The following is a 17,476-nucleotide window of genomic DNA, read 5'->3' as shown; positions in this document are numbered from 1 at the left end:
GCGACGGGTCAGGCGCGGCGGAGCCTGAGCAGCTCGGGGCCGTGGAAAACCATATCGTGCGGGTATTCCACGGCCGCCACCGTGAACCGGTCCAGGATCGGCAGCAGCAGGCCGAGGCCGATCTCGAGCTCGGTCCGCGCCAGCGTCGCGCCCAGGCAGTAGTGAATGCCGCGACCGAATCCGACGTGACCGGCGGTCGGCCGGGACAGCAGGAAGGCGTCCGGATCGGGGAAGCGGGCCGGATCCCGATTGGCGGCGCCGAGCATGGCGATGAGCTTGGCGCCCTGGGGAATTCGCTCTTCCGCCAGCAGCAGATCGTGCTGCGCCCAGCGGGTCACGGCCTGGACGGGCCCGTCGAATCGAATCAACTCGTCGACGGCGCTGGCGTGCAGGCGCGGCATGGCGCGCAGCCGGGCCGCGGCCTCCGGTCGCGCGGCCAGGGTGAGCACCGCCTTCCCGAGCGCGTTCGTGGTGGTCTCGTGCCCCGCCGTCATCAAATGCACACAGGTCGCGGCGAATTCGTCATCGGTCAGGCCCTCGCAACGCAGCAGCAGCGAGATGAGATCCGCGCGCGGCGCGGTGCGGCGCTGCGCCGCCACGGACAGGAAATAGTCGCGCAGGTCGTGCGCCGCCGCGTCCGCGGCCACCAGGGTGTCCGCCCGGCCGCCGACCCGGCTGCTACTGGCCCCCTGAATGGCAACCGCCCGCTCGCGCAACCAGTCCCAGCGCTCGGCGGGCACGCCCAGCAGTTCGCCGATGACCAGGATGGGCAGCGGCGCGGCGAAGGCGCGCACGAAATCGAATTCGGTGGCATCGGGGATATCGGCCAGCAGCGCCGCGCCGATCTCGGTGATCCGGCCGCGCAGATCCGACACCACGCTCGGTGAGAACTCCCGGCCCAGCACCGAACGCAGTGCGATGTGCCGGGGCGGATCCATGAACACGAGCCAGTTCTCGACCATGGTCCGCAGCGCGGCGAACCGATTGGGCACCAGCGGGCGCGGTTCGCCCTCGGCCGGGTGCGCGCGACGGCCGAAGTCCCGGCTCGCCAGCACGGCGGTCACCGCGTCGTAGCCGAAGACGTAATGCGTGCCGTCCGGTGCGCGGTGCATCGGGGCGGCCTCCCGGTAACGCCGGTAGACCGGATAGGGATCGGCGATATCCGCCGCGGCCCAGCCGGTCAGCCCGAAGGGCGGGAGCGTGGTCTCGTTCCGTACGGTCACCTCGCCACCCGCACCGCACCGCGCACCCGGTCCGCGAGTTCCCCCGGGTCCGTGGGCAATTCGTCACCGCGCCAGGCCACGTGACCGTCCGGCCGGACCAGGACGAACAGCCGCTCGTAGGCGGCCGCGACCCCGGGCACGGTGCACGGCACCACGTGCAGCGGCACTTCGCGCACACCGAACGCATGCTCCAGCAAGAGAATCCGATCGGAGGCGGCGAAGCAGAGCAGTACGAAGCCCGCGCCGAACAGATCGAGGGTGGAGACCCCCGGTGCGATCCAGGCATGCGGTGCGCGCGAGCCCGGACGCGTATTGGGCCGCCGGTCGGTGACATCGGTGCCGCGCACGTCGGGATCGGGCAGCACCAGCGGCGAATCCTCATAAGCGAACCCGAGATGGATCTCCGGGGCATCGAATTCCCGTTCCACCCCGGACTTTCCGAGCTGCTCCCGAACTCTCCGCCGGGCTTGGGCCCCCGCCTCGGAATCCTCGTCGAGGGCCGCGGGCACCGAGCGTTTCATGGCGCGCACCAGATTGCGGTTCGCCTCCTCGATGCCCTCCAGGGCGATCGGCCGCCGCTCGGTCGTATAGCTGTCCAGCAACTCCGGACCCGCCCAGCCGTCCAGCGCGGCGGCCAGCTTCCACCCCAGATTTGCGGCGCCGCAGATGCCGATGTTCATACCGAACCCGCCCGACGGCGAGAGCGAATGCGCCGCGTCACCGACCAGGAAGACCCGATCGCTGCGGAAGTCCGCGGCCACGCGATGCACCAGATGCCATTCGTTGTCGGAGAGCACCTCCACCGGAGTGTCGAAGGCGAGGGCCCGGCGCACCAGGGTCTCGGCGTCGGCCGTGGACTCCGGATCGCCGTGCAGCCCGACGGTCAGGCGATAGAGTTCGCGGCCATCCAGCGCCCGCACCGGGAACCGCAGCGCGGCGGAGATCATCAAATAGTAGAAACCGGCGGCATTCTCGCCCAGTTCGGCGCGCAGCCGCGGGGCGCGGAACAGGATATTGCGGAAGATCTGTGTCTCGTGCAGCGCGGGTGCGGCAATCCCGCAGTCGTGCCGGATTGCCGATGAGGTGCCGTCGCAGGCGATCAGATAGCTGGCGTGCACCGTCGTCTCCGTCCCGGAGGCCAGATCGGTCGTGTGCGCGTGGATGCCGTCCTCGTCCTGCTCGAATCCATCGAGCCGGGTACGCATGCGCACCGGGCCGTCCGGGGCCACACCGAGCTCCTCGCGCAGCAGCGGCGCGAGCCAATGCTGCGGGCAGACGGCAGCCGGTTCCGGCGTGTGCCGGAACTCCGGGCGCGTGTCCATGGTGAACCGGGGAATACGGAACAGCTCGTGCCCGCCGATCCGGGTCACCCACACGCAGTCCAGCGGATGATCACCCGGCCAGCCCGCGTGCCGAATCCGGTCCGCGACGCCCCAGCGCCGGAAGTACTCCATCGAACGCGGCCCGATCCCGCTCACCCGCGGATGCGACAGTGCGCCGTCACCGGCCTCCAACAGCACGAACTCGACACCCCGCGAACGGAGTTCGAGCGCCATGGCCAAACCGGTGGGGCCGCCGCCGACAATGAGGACATCGGTGCTCTCGACCCGTCGCGCCCTCATGCGGCACCGCCGGAGGCCCGCTGGAATCCATTGGCCGACACCGTGATCGCCGGTGGCGCGGCCGCATGGATATCGGCCGCGGCGGCCTGGCCCGATTCGATGGCGCCCTCGATCCACGCCGGAGCCGTGGAACAGTGCTCCCCGGCGAAGAACAGCCTGCCCTGCGGTGCGGCGGCGAGCGCGCGCTCGGCCTCGGCGGTGTCCACATCCTTGCTCCAGCGCACCGAGGCCGCGCCCATGCTCAGCGGATCCTCGCCCCAGGCCTGCACCACGGTGTCGAGCACCATGCCCGGCCGGGCCAGCTCCGGATGCACCGCGCCCAATTCCGCCAGCACCGTCGCGACCCGCTGCTGCGCCGGAATCCGTTCCAGCAGTTCGGCATCCGGCCCGATGGTGTAGCTGGCCAGCAGCGCCGCACCGAGCCGCGGATCGTTCTCCACCGGCGGGTAGTAGGTCTGGCGCACCAGGCCGCCGGTGAACGAGCCGCCGCCGGTGATCCCGTCCTGCTCCCAGAACGCCTCCCGGCAGTGCACGGCGATCTTGGTCGCGGGCCAGTACTGCATATCGTGGATCACCGCGGTCTTGTCGGCGGCCAACCCGGACAGCTCCATGCCCCGGATCACCGAGAACGGCGCCGTGCACAGCACATAATCGCAGTGCCCGGTCATGGTGGTCAGTCCGTGTCGCTGCTGCACCAGCACGCCGTCCGGCGTGACGTGCAGGCCCTCCACCCGGCGGCCGCGATGCACCGGCCCGCGCAGCCGCTCGGCCAGCCGCAGCGCGAGCTGGTCGATCCCGCCCTCCAGTCGGAACAGCGCCGAGGAGGTCTCGGTAATGATGTCGTCGAAGAAATGCTGCAACCGGCTGGTCGCGGCGAAATCCCGGTGATTGGCGAAGAACCGGTTCAGGTCGATGCGCTCACCGCCGCCGTGCCGGACGATGAACGGCCGCACGTCGATTCGCTCCAGCAGATCCAGCAGCTCGACATTGAGATCGGCCTGCAGGGTGCGCCGGAACTTCGCGGGGGCGATGGCGTTCACGCTGGCCGCCAGCCATGCGGCGCACAGCAGCGTCTCCTCGCGGTAATCGCGTTCCGGCGCAACGGCTTTGCGGAACTCCTCCACCAGGATCGGCGAGGCGGCCAGCACTCGGACATGACCGGCCGGGGTCTCCACATACGCGGAATTGTCGGAGAACAAGGTCCGGAACTGCCGCACCCGATCGGCCAGGCCGAGCTGATCGATCATCCGCATGGTCCGGTGGTGCGCCGCCGGAATGCGCATCGCCCCCAACTCCGCGATCGGCCCGCTGCCGTGCGGGGTGAAGGCATGGGTGCGCAGTCGCCCGCCCAGCGTCAGGCGCGCCTCCAGCACCTGGACCCGATGCCCCAGCCGCTCCAGTTCGTGCGCCGCGGTCAAACCGGCGATCCCGGCCCCGATCACGGTGACTTGTTTGGGCCGCACGGCTCTGGCCATGGTTCGGCATTCCTCCGGTAGCAGGTCCATCTGCGTTCGCTCCTCCTCGCCTCGGGTGACGGCTCGGTTCCATGCTCGGTTCGGGCAAACACTCCGCACATCCCGCGAGAGGGGAACCGGCAGGTGGGTTTCGGTGGCCGGGACGGCGCCGCGTGCACCCTGTCCACGGGGTGGGTCGGCGCGACCGCCGGTATCCCCGAGCCGCTTTCGCACGCACCCCGCGCGAGTCGGCGGGATCACCGCACGACCGGTCCGGCGTGGCCGATTCGCGGTGATACTGGGCACCGCATCGGGAAGGAGAACGGATTTGACCGAGAATGTGACCATCGACCGCGCCGCTCCCGGCGAAATGGCAAGGAGCATCGCCACTTACGACGGACTACGCCTCGCGGGCACGGCGGTCGTTCCCGCCGTCGCACCGTGGCACGCGGTTCTGCTACTGCACAGCGAAGGCGTCGACCGGGAACACGGCGGCTTCTTCACCAGACTCGCGAGCGAACTCGCGGCGGCGGGTATCGGCAGTCTGCGCTTGGACCTGCCCGGCCACGGCGAGAGCGAGGGCAGGCAGGAGGAACTCACCCTGTCCGGGCTGCTCAATGTGATCGGCGCCGGACTGCACGAGCTGCGCGCCCTGCTGCCGGACGCGCGGCTCACGCTGTTCGCCTCCGGGCTCACCGGGGGAGTCGCGGCGGGCTATGCGGCTCGGCGCGGATCCGAGATCGACCGGCTGATTCTGATCAACCCGCTCATCGACTACCAGCGGCAATTCGTCGACGAGGCCCCGATGTTCGCGGACGGCCGCCTCGATCCGGAGGCGAGTCGCACGCTGCGCGATACCGGCCGACTCGACTACACACCGTCTTTCGCGCTCGGGCGCGCCATGCTCAACGAGGTGTTCTGGCTGCAACCGCGCGGTGTGCTCGACGCGATCGCCGCCCCGGTTCTCATCGTGCACGGCGCGGGCCCGACACCGGTCCCCGTGCGCTCGTCGCGCCGCGCCGCGGCGGCCCTGCGCTGTGCGCACCGACTGGTCGAGATCGGCGACACACAGCGTCGGGAATGGCGCGCACCCGTCATCCGCGAAACCATCGAGTGGATCCTCACGGCGCCAGCCGCGCCAGATCCACCCGCGATTTGACGTCCAGCTTGCGATAGATCTGACGGAGGTGGAATCCCACGGTATGCGGCGATATGAACAACTCCCGCGCCACCAGGCGGTTGGTCAGGCCCCGCGCCACCAATCGCGCCACCTTCTCCTCGGTGGCGGTCAGACTCGCCCACCCCGATTCCGGGCGCGGCGTGTGATTCCAGTGCCTGCGCCGGACTCCGAGCCGCCGCAGCCGCCGCCGCACCCGGGCGGTGTCCCGGTCCGCGTCGAGTTCCTGGTAGGCGGTCGAGGCCCGAATCAGTTGGGCGACAGCGGATTCCCGGTCGGTATCGCAGTACAGCACGCCGCAATCCTCCAGGGCGGCCGCCCGGACCCAGGGATCGGCGTAGTCCTCGGCGATGGCGGCGATGGCGGCCGCGTCCCGGTCCAGTAGGGCCCGTGCATGATTCGCCGCTCTGGCTAGGACGGAATGCCCGGGATTGGCCGCGCCGATCGATTCGGTCTTCCGCACCACCGCGCGCGCGATATCGTCGCGACCGGCGGCGATCGCGAGCCGCACCGGCAGTGGCGCGCCCACCGGATCGGACCGCACGAGCGTGCGAATATCGCCAACTTCCAACAGGATCGGCAGCGCGGCGGCACTGTCGCTGCTGGCCGCGGCCACCAGCGCCGCGACCCGGCAGCGCATGATCCACAGCGGATGGCGGTCATTGCGGGGCACGGTCTGCTCCAGCGCCCGGACCCGTTCCTGCGCCGTGCCCAGATCACCGCGGCGCAGCGCCGTCAGCGCGAGGACCGCGTGCAGCGCGGGCAAGGGCAGCGCCATGCGCGTCTCATGGCAGCGATCCAGCGCATCGGTCGCATCGGCTTCGGCTCCGGCCAGATCACCCCGGCCGAGCCGCACCCACGCCCGCAGGGTGGGCGGAATGGCGGCCAGCACCTCGGTCCGGCTCGCCTCGACGAGGGCGGCCAAGGCCGTGATCGCCGTATCGGCCTCGTCGAATCGGTGCAGCCGCATGAGCATCCACGCCTGCTGCCACAGCGGATACGCCCGCACCACTTCGTCGGACTGTTCGGCCGCCTGCTCGACGGCCGCGAAGGCCGCGTCGATACGGCCGCGGTCCCACAGTGACACCGCGCGGACCACGAATGCCGCGGCGAGGACGTCCGGACACTGGCTCTCGGGGGCGGCCAGCATGTCCTCGGCCGCTTGCTCGGTGGCCTCGTCACCGGTGAACAGCGCGGCGCTGAGCCGGACCAGCTGAATGCAGACCCCGCTGCACACCAGATCGCCGCACGAGCACACCCGGGAGGTCAGCTCCAGCGCCTCCTGCAGTTCGCCGCGCAGCAGATTGATGGTGGCCAGTCCGGCCTGGGCGGTCTGACCGCTGATACCGGTGCCATTGGGCGTCTGCCACACGATCTGCCCGGCGATCTCGGCGGCGCGATCCAGGCTCCCGCAGCGCACCAGCGCGGTTATGGCCGTGGAGGCCATGGCGAGGTGGTCGGGCCCGCCGCGCTCGGCGATCTCCATCCCGCGCACCGCCAGCGTGGCCGCCTCGTCGGGGGCCACCTCGAGCAGTTGATGCGCTGTGCGCGTGATGGTTTCGATGGCCTCGGCGTCATCGGGCTGGGCGCAGTGCACGAGATGGGCGGCGGCCTCCTCGGTGCTCGCGCCCTCCCGGGCGAGCAGAATGGTCGCGGCCTGACGGTGCAGCAGCGACAGCATCGGCGGCGGGACGCCCGCCAGGACCGCGCGCCAGATGGGATCGCGGCGGAAGGTGAAATCCTCCGACCGGCTGACCAGCATGCCCGCGGCGAGCGCCTCGGCCAGTGGCTGGAGCAGCGCCGCGGGCGGTTCCGCGAGCATGTCCGACAGATCCCGGGGCGTGAAGCAGCTGCCGAGTACGGCGGCCACCCGCATCATGCGGCGGGTCGGCTCGGACAGGGCGCCGAGGCGCTGATCCATCAATGCCAGGAAGCGCGGCGGGATGGGCGCGGGTTCGGCGGGCGCGGCGGCCGCGGGCGCATGCCTGCCGTCGGCGAGCCGGGCGATACCGGCTTCGATCTCGATGGCCTTGTCCTGGCGCAGGCCGAGGCACAGGTCGACCAGCGCCCGGGCATCGGTGTCCAGGCACTCGGCCAGGGCCAGGAGGTCCGGATGCGGGACGGCGTCGAGCAGATCACCGGTGATCTCGGCGACGGCCGCCGCGGGCAGGGCGCCGAGGGGTTCCAGCCATTCGGTGCGTTCCTGCCGGGACAGGGTGTCCAGCAGTGCGGCCGCGGCGCGGCGCGGGTTCCCGGAGCGAATCGTGCCGAACCACACCAGCGGGTACTCGTCGAACCGGCTCGCGAGCCCGGCGAGCTCGGTCAGTGCGGGCGCGTCCAGCCAGTGCAGGTCGTCGACGGTGATCAGCACGGGCCCCTGATCGAGCAGGGCGGTGAGCCGATACTCCCACGGCCCGGCGGGTCGGCCCCGGCCGTCGCGGTCCGGGGCCGCCGGGCGCGGGCCGCGCGCGATCGGCTTGCAGGCGTTCGGTTTACAGGCGTTCGGCGGTCGCGATTCCACGGACGAGCCGTGTTGCGGCCGGCCCTGCCAGCCCTCCACCACGGTGAAGCCGCGCTGTTCCGCCAGGGTGATGGCCTCCCGCAGCAGGCGCGTCTTTCCGCTGCCCGCAGGCGATTCCAGCAGGATGACGCGGCTGCGGCGGGTGCCCGCCGCGGTGTTCAGGGCGCCGGTGATGCGTTCCACCTGGGCGGCGCGCCCACGCAGCGGCAGCGGCCGGTTCGATCCCGGCCTGGTATTCGTCATGGGATTGATCCCTCGATCATTGTCACGAGAAACGTAATTACAGGGTGCGAAATTTCACGAAATGTCGCTCGGAAATTCGCGGTGGAGTGCGCGCGGGCGTTTGCCAGCGGCCGTGATTACGTTTTACGCCGTGACATTCACGAGTCTCGGAAAGGAAAGGTTCTCGACGGCTGACCGGGGGCGGCACTCGGTTCGAAACGTCAACCTTAGTCTAGGAATTCATGGCCCTGGTGCATTGTCGGCTCTCTCTCTCGAAACGGTGCGGCCGGTTGATCGGGTGGCCGTCGTTGTCGATTCAAACAGCCGACGCTGAGAGATTGCTGAAGGTTGCCTTGGCGATCTTCAGATATTCTCCGAAGGCCATTCCGCGTAGCGCCGTAAGCCGTAGAGCAGGGGATCGCGGTCGCAGAGCCGGGTCGTGGCGATGACCTCGCCGAAGATCACCGTGTGGTCGCCGACCTCGCGCCGCGCTGCGATGCGGCAGTCGGCGACGGTGTGCGCGGCCTCGACCAGGTGCGGACCGCCGTGCCCGGGCTCGCAGCGCCAGGCCACCCGGTCGAAACGATCCGGCGCACCGGAGGCGAACAGCTCCGCCGTCCGGTGCGCGCCGCGGTGCAGCAGGTTCACGGCGAAGGCGCCCCGTTCCAGCATGGCGGGCAGGGCGGAGCTGTCGCGGCGCACACACACCAGCAGCGTCGGCGGATGCAGCGCGACGCTGCACAGCGAGGAACACGTCAGGCCGCGCGGCGTGCCGTCCGCGGCCCGGCTGGTCAGCACTGTGACGCCGGTGGGGAAGCGGGACATCGCATCTCGGAAATTCGCCGGGGTGACGATATCGCGCAGCAGTTCGGTCATGGTCGCTCCCTCAGTGGAACTGCGCGAAATACTCGTGCTGGGTGGGCAGCGACTCCCGGAGGCTGTGCGCCTGCGCGGCCACCCGGGCGAATTCGCGCCGGGCGGGCCGGTCGTCGAGCAGGCGCAGGGCCGGTGAGGCCTGCAATCGGATGCCGCCGAGGCCGAGCAGCATGCACACGTAGGAGTACGGCTCGAAGCCGTGGTAGTGCGGGTACACCGATTCGGCATCGGGCAGTCTGGTGCGCCAGCGCTCGATCCGCTCGGCGAGTTCGTCCGGGATCTCGCGCCGCTTGGTGTCGCGCCAGTAGTGGTTGTCGGCGCGCGCCGCGCCGTAGTAGTGCAGCACCAGGAATTCGCGGACGCCGTCCATGCATCGGGCGACCAGCCCGTTGTAGGAGTCGCGCAGGTTCTCGTCCCAGCTCCGGTCCGGAAAGTGTTTCACCAGTTGTTCGATCGCGTGCTGGATGAAGAAGATGCCCGTCGATTCCAGCGGTTCGACGAAACCGCTGGACAGGCCCACCGCCACGCAATTGCCGACCCAGGACCGGCGGCTGCGGCCGATGCGCATGCGAATGTGATTGGCCTCCAGGTCATCCGCGGCCGGGCCGACGAAGGCGCGCAGTGTGCGCTCGGCCGTGTCGGCGTCGCAGTAGTCGCCCGAGTAGACGTAACCGGTTCCGATGCGGCCGAACAGCGGAATGGTCCAGATCCAGCCCGCGTCCTGCGCGGTCGCGGTGGTGTAGGGCCGCAGTCCGGCTTGCTCCATATCGACCGGCACGCGCAGTGCGACCGCGCGGTCGTTGGGCAGGCTGTCCTGATAGGACTCGAACGGTTCGCCGAGCGTGCCCTGCATGAGCAGGCTGCGGAATCCGGTGCAGTCGATGAACAGATCACCGGTCAGCTCACCGTGGCCGCGGGTGCGCACGGAGCCGATCCAGCCGCGCTCGTCCTGATCGACGTGGACCACATCGTCGACCACGTGCCGGACGCCGCGGCGCACGGCGTAGTCGCGCAGGAAGTCCGCCAGCAGACCGGCGTCGAAATGGTAGGCGTAGGGGAACTGGGTGCGCTGCTCGGTGAGCGTGGTGCGCCGCAGGCCCTCCTCGGCGATGGCCTCCTGGAACAGCGCACCGTTGAGGTAGCGCGGGGATTTCTGGTTGTCGCACAGGGTTCCGACGAGGAAGCAGTCGCTGTCGAACCGGGTGGTTGTGGGGTCGTGCAGCCACCACTCGGTCAGGCTGAAGCCGTCGACCACGCGCTGCCGTTCGAACGGGTGGTAGAAGTGATGGCCCGGCTCGCGCCAGTTCTCGAATCGGATGCCCAGTTTGTAGGTGGCGTTGCAGGCGGGCATCCAATCCGATTCGGCCAGGCCGAGGTACTCGAAGAAGTGCCGGACGGTGCTGAATGTGGCTTCACCGACGCCGATCCGGCCGACCTGTTCGGATTCGACCAAGGTCACCGAGATCCGGTCGCCGAAGGCGGCGCAGAGGTACGACGCCGTCATCCATCCCGACGTCCCGCCGCCGACGATCACTACTTTCTCCAACACCTGTTTGTTCCTTTCCGATATGCGGTGTGTGGACGTGCTCGGGCCGGAATCCGGTGCCGATGATCCGGCTCATCGCCTTCCGCAGAATTGGTGCCCGCTCGAAAATCACCGGGGCTCTCGGCTTTCCGCCGTCGCGCAGGGCGCTGTCGATGCCGAAGCGCTGCACCAGCCGTTGCAGGCCCTGGGACATCGCCGTGGCGGCGAGACGTCGGCGGCGCACCGCGGCCAGGATCGCGTGATCGAAGGCCACGCCTGATTCCTGGGTGTCGCGCAGCGGCCGCCAGAGTGCGTTGGCCGCCGCGACGGCGTCCTGAACGGCGAGATTGACGCCGAATCCGGCGACCGGGGACATGGCGTGCGCGGCATCGCCGAGGAACAGGATGCCCGGGCGGTGCCAGGACGGGAGCCGGTCGATCCGGCATTCGAGCGGGTTCAGATCGTCGATGCCGCCGATCTCGCCGACCCGGTCGGCCAGGAACGGCACCAGTTGCGCCAGATCCGCGCGGAATTGCGCCAGATCGGTGCCGCGTAATCGGTCGTACGTGCCGCGAGTGGTCTCGTAGGACAGCTGCCAGTACGTGCCGCGGTCGGTGGCGCCGAAGACCTTGCCATTCCCGATCCGCACGCAGATGCCCTCGTCCGGATCGCTGTCGCGACGCGAGATCCGGAAGAAGATCACATCCAGGGCGCTCGCGAAGTCCTTGGGGGCCATACCCATTGCGCGGCGCAGCGCCGAGTGGCGGCCGTCGGCGCCCACGGTGAGAGTGGACCGCACCAGGAATTCGCCACCGGGTCCGCGCACGCGCACACCGGCGACGCGTTCGCCCGCGCGGAGCACATCGACCACTTCGGCATTCATGATGAGCCGGAAGGTCGGATAGCGTTGCGCCGCTCGAGCCAGCAGCGTGAGGAAGTCCCACTGCGGCACGAACGCCATATACGGATAGCGCAGCTTCAACATCCGGAAATCCGCGATGTCGACCCGTCGCCCGCCTTGGATCACGCCGATGGTGGAGACCCGCTGGTGCGGCAGCGCGTGGAAATCCTCGATGAGCCCGAGATCGTCCAGAATATCGAGGGTGGCCGGGTGCACGGTGTCCCCCCGGAAGTCGCGCAGAAAGTCGGCATGCTTTTCCAGCACGACAACCTCGATACCGGCGCGAGCCAGCAACAGCCCCAACATCATCCCGGTGGGCCCACCCCCAGCAACGCACACCGTAGTCCCCAACTCGTTCACCCCCACGCCCCCGCGCCGAACCAGCGATTCGTACTGACGCGCAAATGATTCCGTACCACGATGCCTTCCCTCGTCGCCGGGATGTCGGTCTAATACGACCATCCTGTGCACGCTCACCCGCACACACATCACCAACCGCCACGAGCAAACACGCAGTTTCCTGAGCCTGCTCCGCGTGGTACCGCCCGCCCCGGCCCACCACTTCACGCGATGACGCGGGTTACGGGGGCACTGCGTTCAGGGTGGGGCTGGTGATCGTGCTGCTCGGCGCTGGGTTTGGGGTGTGGAACACTTGTCGGACCGAGCCGGTACGCTAGCGCCGCTATGCAGCCTGCCACCGCTGTCGTCGCCGACATTGTCGCCGCCATCTCCCCATGCGACGACCTCGAACGACACCACCTCGAGCAAACCCGAGCGTGGCTCGAATCCACCGACGACATCTTCCGCCGGGCGAAGCCCGCCACTCCCTCACCGCACCTGGTGTCCTATGTGGTGTTGGTCGACCCCGACGCGCGCGGGATTTACCTGGGGCAGCACCGGATTGCCGGACTGCATCTGCCGATGGGAGGGCACGTCGAACCCGGCGAACACCCGCTGACCACCGCGCATCGCGAGGCCGCCGAAGAACTGGGGATCGAGCCCGTCTTCGATGTGGTCGCAGACCATCCGCTGTTCCTCAGTTGGACAACCACGGTCGGTGCCACTGCGGGCCACATCGACGTCTCGCTGTGGTATGTGGTCAGGGGCGAACGTTCACGCGAATATCCCCTCGATCCTGTCGAATTCGAGAGTGGGCAATGGTGGGATCTCGATCCGTACGGGTTCCCGGCGACCGATCCGCACCTGTCCCGCTTCGTCCGCAAGCTCGACGGCGTGCTGCCACCGCTGGCCCGCTGATGAGCGTGCTGGTCGTGATTCGCGGTAATTCCGGCTCGGGCAAGTCGACTGTTGCCCGTGCCGTGCAACAACGGTTCCCGCGTGCGAAATGTCTAGTGGTGCAGCAAGACACCGTCCGGCGGATCATGTTGCGCGAACTCGACACACCCGGCGCGGTGAATATCGAGCTCATCGAACACATCGCTTCCTACGGTTTGGCGCGCGGCCTGGTTGTGATCGTGGAAGGAATCCTCGACGCCGATCGGTACGGCGGAATGCTCGAGCGGCTCACCAGGTCGGCAGCGCACGCGCTGTTCTTCAGCTTCGACCTCTCCTTCGAGCAGACGCTCGTGCGGCATGCCAACCGACCACAAGCTCGGGAATTCTCGTCCGAGCAGATGGCGCAGTGGTATCACGGGTGGCAGCCGCTGCCCTTCGCCGATGAAGTCCGGATCGATGCCGACTGGGCGCTCGACGTGATCGTCGATCGCATCTGCCGAGACATACGCGTCGTGTCGATAACACCGGACCCGCCGGTGATTACGTCCTGACGCGGGCGATCCTGTCTCCGGTCAACTGCTGCGCCCACAGGGCCGCCAGCAAACGAGATGCACGATGCGAGTACCTCAGGCATGCTCGCACCAACCGACCCGATACCGATTCACCCGACCGGAGCCGCACCATGTCCTCTAATCGAACAGCGAACTCGCTGTCCGACAACGAGATCCAGCGACTCGCGAGCGAGATCGCCGCAGGCCGTTCGCCGCTCGTCTGGTTCACCGCCGACGCGGTCGGCATCGCCGAGGGGCGATCGGGCAAGGTCATTGCGCTCGCTGATCCCAGCGATCCGGACTACGTGCGGGTCAGACCCACCGGATCGACCGACATACTGTCGTTCTCACCCGTTGAGCTCACCCTCACCCGGCCCGCTCGTCGTCGGCATCGTCACGACGCCGAACCCACATCGCTGTTCGACATCTAGCCAAGTCGGGGTCACCGAACCGGTGCAGCACCTCGTCGTGGCGAGACGGCGCCGCCGCCATCTTGAACCGTGAAATCATAAGGCACATAAGCGAGTTCGAGAGGAATCGCAATCGGTGCCGAGGGCATGATTGCTATGTCGGGTGCCCTGGCGGGCTGGAGGCCGCGGAGGTGCTGCGTTCGGGGCGGTTCGTGCGATAACCGGGTGTGGAGATGACACAAGCTGGGTCGGGGGGAATCGGGGGCGGCGACAGTTCGGCTCCCAAGGCGCTCCCGGCGATACGTAATTCACTGTTCGCGCTCGGGGTGGGGCTGGTGATCGTGTTGCTCGGCGTCGGGTTGGGGGTGTGGAACAACTCGCAGGTGACGGGTAAGACGCGCACCGACGGGGTCGTGGTGGCGACGCCGGACCACGACGGTGAATCCGGGGTGGTGCGGTTCACCGCTGCGGACGGGCGGGAGTATCTGGCCAGGATCACCACCTGGAGTGTCCTGCACCAATACTGGCAGGGCGATACCGTTGCCGTCGCATACGATCCGGAGGATCCCCATGATGCGCGGGTGGCGGATTTCCACGAAACCTACAGCGGGACCATGTTCATCGGAGGCTTCGGCTTCTTGATCATTCTCGCCGAGGCGTTCTCGCTCGTCCAGGCGCGTCGGCGGCGCGGGCTGACGGCCTGGCTCGCCGACAATGGCCGTGAAATGTATGTACCCGTGCGGGCTGTGCGGGTGAGGGAGGGGGCGCGGGGGAGCAGGTCGGATACGCCGCTCAGCTACTCGCTCGAGGTGAGCTGGACCGATCCGGTCAGCGGGCAGACTTTCACGGCGACCAGTGAACCGTTCGAACAGCATCCAGGCCGGTACTTGGCCGCCCGCGAGCATGTGCGCGTGCTCTACGACCCCGCCGACCCGAAGCGCAATCTGCTGGTTTGAGTGCCGTGGTCACCCGAAGGGTGCGAAGCGGAAAGCAGGCGGGCTGGTTACGCTGGCGATCATGCTGGTGGGACGGGACGCCGAGCTGGCCGAGATCGATGGGCTGCTGGCCGACGCGGCGGCCGGGCACGGTCGGGTGCTGGCCATTCGGGGGGAAGCGGGGATCGGGAAGTCGGCGCTGCTGGAGTATGCGGGTGCGGCTGCCGGGGGGATGCGGGTATTGCGCGGTGTCGGGATCGAATCCGAGGCCGAATTGGGGTTCGGGGTGCTGCACATGTTGTTGCATCCGTTTTCGGAGCGGATCGGCGGACTGCCGGGGCCGCAGGCGGCGGCCTTGCGGGCGGCCTTCGGGCAGGCGGAGGCGGGGGAGGTCAACCGGTTTCTGGTGGGGGCCGCGACCTTGACGCTGCTGGCGGAGTTGGCCGCCGAGAAGCCGACATTGCTGCTCATCGACGACGCGCAGTGGATCGATCGAAGTTCCACGGACGCACTGTTGTTCGCCGCGCGGCGGTTCGGGGAGGACGCCATGGCGATGATGCTGGGGGTACGGGAGACCGCGGTGCCGTTTCCGACGGCGGGGATTGCGAGCATGCGTCTGTCCGGATTGTCGCGGGCGGCCGCGGCTGATCTGCTCGACCGGCGGACGCCGGGGCTCACCGTTCCGGGGCGCGAGCGGGTGCTGGCGGAATCGGGTGGGAATCCGCTGGCGCTGCTGGAATTGGGTGGTGCGCGGCGGACCGCGGAGACCAGCGGGCGGGTCGATCCGGGGCACGAGGTCGGGCCGCTGGCCGTGACCTCCCGGGTACAGGAGAGCTTTCGGGCACAGATCGCCGAACTGCCTTCGAGCACAAGGACTCTGTTGCTCATTGCGGCGGCCGACAGTGGCGCCGATATCGGCACCGTGCTCGGGGTCGCGGCGGGGCACGGGTTGTCGGACGCGGATCTGGAACCCGCGGAGCGGGCGGGGCTGGTCACCGCGGATACCGATCGGCTGGTGTTCCGGCATCCGCTGATTCGTGCGGCCGTCTACCGGAACGCGCCGCACCATCAGCGAATCGCCGTGCACGAGAGCTTCGCCCGGGCGTTGACTGCGCCCGCGGACGCCGACCGCCGGGCCTGGCATCTCGCGGCGGCCACCACCGAACCCGATGAGAGTGTGGCCGCCGCGCTGGAACAGACCGCGCAGCGCCAGCAGCGCCGCGGCGGGGCCATGGCCGTATCGGCGGCCTACGATCGCGCCGGACGGCTGAGCGTGGACCCGGCGCGCAAGGCGCACCGCATTCTGCTGGCTGCGCGGGCCGCCTACGACGCGGGTAAACCCGATCGCGCGACCCGCCTGGCCGCCGAGGCGGCGGCGCTCACCGAGGACCTCGGAATCCTGGCCGACGCAACGCATATCAGAGCGCAGGTGGAATACGAACGGACCTCACCGGCCGCCGATGCCGAACTCAGCCTGCAAGCGGCGGCGTTGATCGCGGACGGTGAACCCGAACGCGCGGTGTTCATTCTGGCCGAGGCGCTGTGCTGCGCGCGGGACGCGGCAGACCGCGCGCTGCTGGCGCGCGGCACCGAGCTGTTGAACTCCCTTCGGCTACCGCCGGATTCGCCCCTGCGCGCACACGCGGCGGCGCAGATCGCCTGGGCCGACTTCCTCGGTGGTCGGCCCGACCCGGCGGTCGCGACCATGGCGGCGCAAGTTCGTGCGGCACAAGAGAATTCGGTGGACGACCTACACAAGGTGATCGCGGCGTTCAGCGGGTTGATGCTGGCCGACGACGCGGCCACCATCGCGATCATGGACGAGATGACCACCCGGGCGCGCACCATCGTTGAGCTGCAATGGATTCCGTACGGGCTGGAACCGGCCGCCATCGCGCACATGTTCACCGGGAACCTCGACGAAGCGAGAACCGATACGGCCGAGGGTATCTCGCTCAGCGAGGAACTCGGTATGCCGATAGAGGCCATTGCCTTGCGGGCCATCGACGTGTGGCTGGGCGCGGTCACCGGCGACGAGGCGGGATGCCGGGCGCTGGCCGCGGAGATCCTCCCGCGCTTGTCCGGGACCCACCGGACGCACGTCGCCCTCGCGGACTGGGGAGTCGCGATCGCGGACTCGGCCGCGGGCGATTTCGATGCCGCACTCGACCGGCTCGACCGCGTCTGCACCGGTCCCGCCGCGCACGACTTCCTGATCCGCGCCGTGCCCGATCACGTCGAGGCGGCTGTGCGCGGTGGCAGCCGCACGCGGGCGCGGGATCATCTCGCCGCCTTCGAGCGGTGGGCCGAGAGCGTCGCGAACCCCGCGGCGGCGGCGCTGCCTGGCCCTGCTGGCGGACGGTGAGGAGGCCGAGGATCACTACTCCGCCGCGCTCGCGCAGCACGAGAAACACGGTGGCCCTTACGATCTCGCCCGCACCCAGCTGGTCTACGGCGAGTGGTTGCGCCGCCGCCGCAGACGTTCCGATGCCCGCATTCAGCTGGTCGCGGCCCTGGACACCTTCGACCGGCTCGGCGCACGGGCCTGGGTGGACCGGGTGCACGCCGAACTCGCCGCGCTCGGCGATCAGGCGGCCACGCCCCGCCGCACCGATCCGCTCGCGCAGCTGACACCGCAGGAAATCCAGGTGGTCCGCCTGGCCGCCGGTGGCTACAGCAATAAGGAGATCGGCGCCCGGCTCTTCCTCAGCCCCCGCACCGTCGGCCACCACCTGTACAACGCCTACCCCAAGCTGGGCGTCACCCGGCGCGCCGAACTCGCCCGGTTCCGGCTCTGAGCTCACCACGAATGACCGATCCGAC

General features: G+C 69.1%; 13 protein-coding genes and 1 pseudogene. 7 read left to right on the top strand and 7 right to left on the bottom strand.

Translation table 11 applies throughout. The features are described from left to right. Positions 1-8 precede the first annotated feature (8 nt). Genes NC4_RS20290 through NC4_RS20280 form a run of 3 tightly spaced genes read right to left on the bottom strand, consistent with a single transcriptional unit; the run spans position 9 to position 4,350 of the window. Positions 9-1,223: a cytochrome P450 gene (locus tag NC4_RS20290; RefSeq protein ID WP_084529454.1), complete on the bottom strand. Its 1,215-nt coding sequence runs from the start codon at positions 1,221-1,223 to the stop codon at positions 9-11. Continuing rightward, positions 1,220-2,845: an FAD-dependent monooxygenase gene (locus NC4_RS20285; protein WP_067540722.1), complete on the bottom strand. Its 1,626-nt coding sequence runs from the start codon at positions 2,843-2,845 to the stop codon at positions 1,220-1,222. Before NC4_RS20285 ends, NC4_RS20290 begins: the two co-directional genes overlap by 4 nt. Further along, the gene (locus NC4_RS20280; RefSeq protein ID WP_067540719.1) at positions 2,842-4,350 is read right to left on the bottom strand and encodes a flavin monoamine oxidase family protein; all 1,509 of its coding nucleotides are present in this window, start codon (positions 4,348-4,350) and stop codon (positions 2,842-2,844) included. Before NC4_RS20280 ends, NC4_RS20285 begins: the two co-directional genes overlap by 4 nt. 277 nt (positions 4,351-4,627) lie before the next feature. Here NC4_RS20280 and NC4_RS20275 point away from each other — a divergent pair, with 277 nt between their 5' ends. After that, positions 4,628-5,458 (top strand): alpha/beta hydrolase, encoded by an 831-nt coding sequence (locus NC4_RS20275; protein ID WP_218021242.1) that lies wholly within the window; start codon positions 4,628-4,630, stop codon positions 5,456-5,458. On the opposite strand, the gene NC4_RS20270 is transcribed toward NC4_RS20275, so the two are convergent. The 4 genes and pseudogenes from NC4_RS20270 to NC4_RS42910 form a co-directional block, all read right to left on the bottom strand. Then, positions 5,421-8,240, bottom strand: coding sequence for a helix-turn-helix transcriptional regulator (locus NC4_RS20270; RefSeq protein WP_067540716.1), 2,820 nt, complete (start codon positions 8,238-8,240; stop codon positions 5,421-5,423). The genes NC4_RS20275 and NC4_RS20270 overlap by 38 nt on opposite strands. Before the next feature lie 342 nt (positions 8,241-8,582). Further along, on the bottom strand, positions 8,583-9,095 hold the full coding sequence (locus tag NC4_RS20265) for a flavin reductase family protein (protein WP_067540713.1): 513 nt from the start codon (positions 9,093-9,095) through the stop codon (positions 8,583-8,585). Between the two features lie 10 nt (positions 9,096-9,105). Continuing rightward, positions 9,106-10,644 (bottom strand): tryptophan halogenase family protein, encoded by a 1,539-nt coding sequence (locus tag NC4_RS20260; RefSeq protein WP_084529452.1) that lies wholly within the window; start codon positions 10,642-10,644, stop codon positions 9,106-9,108. A gap of 58 nt (positions 10,645-10,702) precedes the next feature. Continuing rightward, positions 10,703-11,983 (bottom strand): annotated as a pseudogene (locus NC4_RS42910) (FAD-dependent oxidoreductase); the annotation flags it as partial. Positions 11,984-12,205: 222 nt separating this feature from the next. Here NC4_RS42910 and NC4_RS20250 point away from each other — a divergent pair. The 6 genes from NC4_RS20250 to NC4_RS41715 all read left to right on the top strand — a co-directional run bounded on the left by NC4_RS20250 (position 12,206) and on the right by NC4_RS41715 (position 17,451). Further along, positions 12,206-12,778, top strand: coding sequence for an NUDIX domain-containing protein (locus NC4_RS20250; protein ID WP_067540703.1), 573 nt, complete (start codon positions 12,206-12,208; stop codon positions 12,776-12,778). Continuing rightward, positions 12,778-13,308, top strand: coding sequence for an AAA family ATPase (locus NC4_RS20245; protein WP_067540700.1), 531 nt, complete (start codon positions 12,778-12,780; stop codon positions 13,306-13,308). The genes NC4_RS20250 and NC4_RS20245 overlap by 1 nt, the downstream gene beginning before the upstream one ends. Before the next feature lie 131 nt (positions 13,309-13,439). Beyond that, complete coding sequence (locus NC4_RS20240) at positions 13,440-13,739, top strand: hypothetical protein (protein ID WP_067540697.1); 300 nt, start codon at positions 13,440-13,442, stop codon at positions 13,737-13,739. Positions 13,740-13,951: 212 nt separating this feature from the next. Next, positions 13,952-14,674, top strand: coding sequence for a DUF3592 domain-containing protein (locus NC4_RS20235; protein WP_157554947.1), 723 nt, complete (start codon positions 13,952-13,954; stop codon positions 14,672-14,674). Positions 14,675-14,735: 61 nt separating this feature from the next. Then, on the top strand, positions 14,736-17,018 hold the full coding sequence (locus NC4_RS20230; RefSeq protein ID WP_218021241.1) for an ATP-binding protein: 2,283 nt from the start codon (positions 14,736-14,738) through the stop codon (positions 17,016-17,018). Continuing rightward, on the top strand, positions 16,909-17,451 hold the full coding sequence (locus NC4_RS41715; RefSeq protein WP_218021240.1) for a helix-turn-helix transcriptional regulator: 543 nt from the start codon (positions 16,909-16,911) through the stop codon (positions 17,449-17,451). Before NC4_RS20230 ends, NC4_RS41715 begins: the two co-directional genes overlap by 110 nt. The last annotated feature ends 25 nt before the right edge of the window (positions 17,452-17,476 follow it).

This window comes from Nocardia crassostreae, assembly GCF_001613405.1.
Classification (GTDB): domain Bacteria; phylum Actinomycetota; class Actinomycetes; order Mycobacteriales; family Mycobacteriaceae; genus Nocardia; species Nocardia crassostreae.
Note: the sequence above shows the minus strand (reverse complement) of the source record. Positions and strands in the feature narration are given on the sequence as shown.

Coding starts and splice junctions, on each gene's coding strand:
- NC4_RS20230 (WP_218021241.1), top strand. CDS start 14,736: ATGCTGGTGGGACGGGACGCCGAGCTGGCCGAGATCGATGGGCTGCTG.
- NC4_RS20245 (WP_067540700.1), top strand. CDS start 12,778: ATGAGCGTGCTGGTCGTGATTCGCGGTAATTCCGGCTCGGGCAAGTCG.
- NC4_RS20250 (WP_067540703.1), top strand. CDS start 12,206: ATGCAGCCTGCCACCGCTGTCGTCGCCGACATTGTCGCCGCCATCTCC.
- NC4_RS20265 (WP_067540713.1), bottom strand. CDS start 9,095: ATGACCGAACTGCTGCGCGATATCGTCACCCCGGCGAATTTCCGAGAT.
- NC4_RS20280 (WP_067540719.1), bottom strand. CDS start 4,350: ATGGACCTGCTACCGGAGGAATGCCGAACCATGGCCAGAGCCGTGCGG.
- NC4_RS20285 (WP_067540722.1), bottom strand. CDS start 2,845: ATGAGGGCGCGACGGGTCGAGAGCACCGATGTCCTCATTGTCGGCGGC.
- NC4_RS20240 (WP_067540697.1), top strand. CDS start 13,440: ATGTCCTCTAATCGAACAGCGAACTCGCTGTCCGACAACGAGATCCAG.
- NC4_RS20270 (WP_067540716.1), bottom strand. CDS start 8,240: ATGACGAATACCAGGCCGGGATCGAACCGGCCGCTGCCGCTGCGTGGG.
- NC4_RS20235 (WP_157554947.1), top strand. CDS start 13,952: ATGACACAAGCTGGGTCGGGGGGAATCGGGGGCGGCGACAGTTCGGCT.